Source organism: Actinomadura geliboluensis (genome assembly GCF_005889745.1).
Classification (GTDB): Bacteria; Actinomycetota; Actinomycetes; order Streptosporangiales; family Streptosporangiaceae; genus Spirillospora; species Spirillospora geliboluensis.
Genome location: NZ_VCKZ01000591.1, coordinates 1 through 4,204, shown reverse-complemented (window position 1 = coordinate 4,204; position 4,204 = coordinate 1). Strand labels below are relative to the sequence as shown.

Below are 4,204 nucleotides of genomic sequence, written 5' to 3'. Positions count from 1 at the left end.
GTCGCACCTGTGGCGGGGGAGGACATCGCCACGGCGAGGCCGACGGACAGCACCGTCGCCCCGATCGCGGTCTGGTGTCTCACGGGGGTGCTCCTTCCACATGCCGGACGGCGCGGGAGGACACCTGGAGGTCCTTGTGGGAGCGCTCCGTGGGGTCGCCGCCCGCCCGGCGGGGGGGGTAGGGATGGGGGACTCATCCGGATGAGCTGCCCCGAAGTGCACCCCGAATTGTGAAAAGTGTCAATGAATCCATTTGTTACTGGATTTTCAAGTTCGGGGAGGAAGTTAATGGAAAGGCTGAATGCAACGTTCCTTGCAGCGCGAACGGGCCGGGCCGGGAAGACCGGCCCGGCCCGTCCGTCCGGGAACCTTTGTCGTGAAGTGAGCGTTGAATCGGCGCCGCGGCCCGGGGCCGCTCCGGCTCAGGGGGCGATGCGCCCGCAGAGCCAGGAGAGCGCCAGCGGGTAGCGGTAGTCGATGCCGCCGTGGCCCGCGTCGAACAGCTCGAACCGGATCGCGTCCTCCTTGACGCCCGCGTCGAGAAGTGCCTGGTGGAACGCCTGCGCGCCGACGTCGAGGAACCACTCGTCGCGCGTCCCGCCGTCGATCCAGATCGCCCGCTGCGACCGCATCGCCTCGGCGTGCTCCGGCACCATCCGGACCGGGTCGAAGGCGAGCCAGCGGTCCCACACGTCCTGCCGGATCACCCCGGTGACGGGGTCGAACGGCAGCTCGGGCGTGCCGTCCTCGCGGGCCGAATAGCACAGCGCCATGCCGAGGATGTTGAGCAGTTCCATGTCCTCGGGCTTGGTGAAGGACGTGCGCGAGGTGAAGTCGTGCCACCAGCGCCAGATGTCGCCGTCGTACTTGCGCAGGTGCCGCACGCATTTCGGGAACTCGGGCAGGTAGCAGTACTCGAACAGCGCGTCGCCGGCGTGCGTCGCGAGCGCGCCGAACAGGTCGGGCCGCAGCATCGGCGTGATCATCGCGCCGTAGCCGCCGCTGGACTTGCCGCTGATCGCCCGGTGCTCGGGCGCGTCCAGCGTCCGGTAGCGGCCGTCCACCCACGGGACGATCTCGTCGCACAGGTAGGAGTGGTAGCGGCCGGTGCCGGGCGAGTCGACGAACTGGCTGCCGCCGTGCGCCGTCCAGGCGTCCACGAACACGACGATCGCGGGCGGGGCCTCGCCGGAGGCGAACACCGCGTCCGCCGTCTCGGGGAACGGCTGCCGGTACGGCATCCGGTTGCGCCAGATCCCGACGTGCCCGGTGAACCCGGTGATCACGTAGACGCTGGGGTAGCGGCGCTCCGGCTCGTCGTCGTAGCCGGGCGGGAGGTAGACGAGCACGGGCCGCTCGTGCGGGTCGTTCAGCGGGTTGCCGCGCAGCAGCTCGCTGTGCACGACGTGCTCTTCCAGGCGGCCGGCGAACTCGGCGGACCAGGGCAGCATGGGCACTCCCTCATCGCGGGTGGTGATCACCACGACGCTAACCCAGGGCGCGGCGTGCCGTCCGACGCCGATGTCACAATGCGGCGAGCCGTTCCGTCCACCTGGGAAAGGGAAGGGAGACAGGATGTCCGAAAATGCCGCACGACTGCGCGAGCTGCACCGGCCCGGCGATCCGCTGCTGCTGCCGAACGTGTGGGACGCCGGCAGCGCGCAGGTCGTCCAGGAGGCGGGGTTCCCGGCGCTCGCCACCGCCAGCGCCGCGGTGGCCGCCATGCTCGGCTACCCCGACCACGAGGGCGCGCCCGTGGACGAGATGCTCGCCGCCGCCGGGCGGGTGATCCGGGCCGCGACCGTCCCGGTGACCGTGGACGCCGAGGCCGGGTACGGGCTGCCGCCCGCCGAGCTCGTCGAGCGGCTGCTCGCCATCGGCGCCGCCGGCTGCAACCTGGAGGACACCTACGGCGGCGAGCTGGCCGAGCCCGCGAAGCAGGCCGACTACCTGGCCGCCGTCCGGGACGCCGCGGGCGACGCGCTGGTGATCAACGCGCGGGCCGACACGTTCGTCAAGGGGGTGCCCGACCCGGTGGACGCGGCGATCGAGCGGGGCCGGCTCTACCTGGAGGCGGGGGCCGACTGCGTCTACCCGATCATGGCGCCGATGGACGCCGTGCCCGCCCTGGTCAAGGGGCTGCCGGGGCCGGTGAACGCGAACAACATGCCCGGCACGTCCCTCGCCGACCTGGCCGCGGCCGGGGTGGCCCGCGTGTCGTACGGCCCCATGCCGTACCTGCGCGCGCTCGACGCCGTGAAGGAGTTCGCGACCCGCGTCCTGGCGAAGGAGGACCCGCACGGCTGACGCGTGTGAGGGCGCCCACGCCGGGGCGCCCTTGCAAGCAATCACTTACACTGGCACAGTGAGACGAGATTCGCCTCTATGTCTCAGGAAGTGGGGCCGGTATGACAGCGATCGCGGCGGAGGCCGAGACCCCGAAGGTCGTCCTCGACTCCATCAGCGGCCTGGCGCTCGCGGGTGCCGCGGCGAACGTCGTCATGCAACTCGCCCGCCTCCCCATCGGCCACGGCGTGGCCGAGAGCACCGTCGAGAGCGGCCGCGTCGACAAGCACCCGGTCAAGCGCGCCCGCACCACCCTCACCTACATCGCCGTCGCGATGCTCGGCACCGAGGACGAGCGCAAGGCGATGCGCCTGGAGGTCAACCGGGCGCACCGGCAGGTCCGCGCCAAGGAGCCCGTCGCCTACAACGCCTTCGACCCCGAACTCCAGCTCTGGGTCGCCGCCTGCCTCTACGTCGGCCTCGAAATGATCTACGAGATCCTGTACGGGAAGCCGTCCCCCGCCGAGGCCGAGGAGCTGTACCACTACGGCGCCCGCTTCGGCACGACGCTGCAGGTGAAGCCCGAACTGTGGCCGGCCGACCGCGCCGCCTTCCAGGAGTACTGGGAGGACGGCATGAGCAAGATCCAGATGGACGACGTCACCCGCCGCTACCTGCGCGACCTGACCGAACTCCGCTTCCTGCACGCCCCGGTGCGCCTCGCCCTCGGCCGCTCCCACACCTTCCTCACCCTCGGCTTCCTCCCGCAGCCCTTCCGCGACGAGCTCGGCTACCCCTGGACGCCCCGTGACCAGCGCCGCTTCGACCGCCTCCTGCGCGTCCTGCGCACCGCCAACCGCGCCCTGCCCCGCCCGGCCCGCGAGTTCCCGTTCAACGCCTACCTCTACGACTTCCGCCGCCGCGTCCGCGCCGGCCGCCCCGTCGTCTGACCCGCCCTACACGGGGTCGCCGAACAGGCACCGGCGGCCCTGCGGCGAGCCGAACATGGCCGCCGCGTCGTGCCCGACGCCCGGCACGTGGACCAGCCGATGCACGACCCGCCCGGCCTTGAAGGCCAGATACCGGTGGTAGTTCTCGCCGCGCTCCCGCCGGGTGCCGCCCTGGGCCTCGGCGGCGGGATGGACCTCCAGCAGGAGCGCCCCGCGGTCGGCGTCCTCCTCGCCGAGGAGGTAGACGACGTCCCGCTCGGTGTAGCGCCGGAAGTACTCCGCGATCGCCGCCTCCCGCCGCGGACCGGCCGGCAGGCCCAGGTAGCCGGGCAGCGGGCCGCCGAAACCGTAGCGCCACTGGTCGACTTCGAGGTTCCCGTGCGGGACGAACGAGCCGCCCTTCGGCCGGCAGGTGTCGAAGTACAGGTAGGTCGACGGATTGGCGACCACGAACCGGACCGGAACCGCGAGACCGTCAGGGCCGCGCCCCACGGCCGCGTACCGGTTCACGAACTGGCCGCCCGCCGAATTGCCGACGACGGTCACCCTGCGCAGCTCGGGGAACCCGCTCAGCCTGCCCAGCAGCTCGTCCATTACCGCGAACGAACTGACCTCCCCGAACCCGCCTTTCCAGCCCTCGGTGCTCCAGCTCAGGAAATGCGCGCGCTCACTGCGGCCGCGCACATCGTCTTCGGTGAGGAACTGCGGCGCGACGACCAGCCGGTGCGGCGCCGCCTCGATGGAGCGGAAGTAGTCGCCGGCGTTGCGCAGGGCGCCGTGCACGACCACGACCGCCTCGGTCAGCCCCGGCCGCGGTTCGTCCAGTGACGAGGACGCGAACACGGGCAGGTTTCGGCCCTCCGCGACCAACGTGCGATCGCCCAGCAGCTCGATGGCCGTGTGCTGGACGTCGGCCTGGTTCGCGAAAGTCATCGTCCCCCCTCGGAGATCCCTCCATCTTGAGGGGG

Annotated in this window: 4 protein-coding genes; 2 read left to right on the top strand and 2 right to left on the bottom strand. The window is 71.4% G+C overall.

Going from position 1 to position 4,204, the window contains the following annotated elements:
• Positions 1-422 precede the first annotated feature (422 nt).
• Positions 423-1,451, bottom strand: coding sequence for an alpha/beta hydrolase (locus ETD96_RS41965; RefSeq protein ID WP_138642047.1), 1,029 nt, complete (start codon positions 1,449-1,451; stop codon positions 423-425).
• A gap of 124 nt (positions 1,452-1,575) precedes the next feature.
• Here ETD96_RS41965 and ETD96_RS41960 point away from each other — a divergent pair, with 124 nt between their 5' ends.
• Together ETD96_RS41960 and ETD96_RS41955 are read left to right on the top strand one after the other, a co-directional pair.
• Complete coding sequence (locus tag ETD96_RS41960) at positions 1,576-2,307, top strand: isocitrate lyase/PEP mutase family protein (RefSeq protein ID WP_138642046.1); 732 nt, start codon at positions 1,576-1,578, stop codon at positions 2,305-2,307.
• 101 nt (positions 2,308-2,408) lie between these two features.
• Complete coding sequence (locus ETD96_RS41955) at positions 2,409-3,236, top strand: oxygenase MpaB family protein (protein ID WP_138642045.1); 828 nt, start codon at positions 2,409-2,411, stop codon at positions 3,234-3,236.
• Positions 3,237-3,242: 6 nt separating this feature from the next.
• On the opposite strand, the gene ETD96_RS41950 is transcribed toward ETD96_RS41955, so the two are convergent.
• Entirely contained in the window at positions 3,243-4,169 is a 927-nt protein-coding gene (locus ETD96_RS41950) for an alpha/beta hydrolase family protein (RefSeq protein ID WP_138642044.1), read from the bottom strand.
• Between the last annotated feature and the right edge of the window lie 35 nt (positions 4,170-4,204).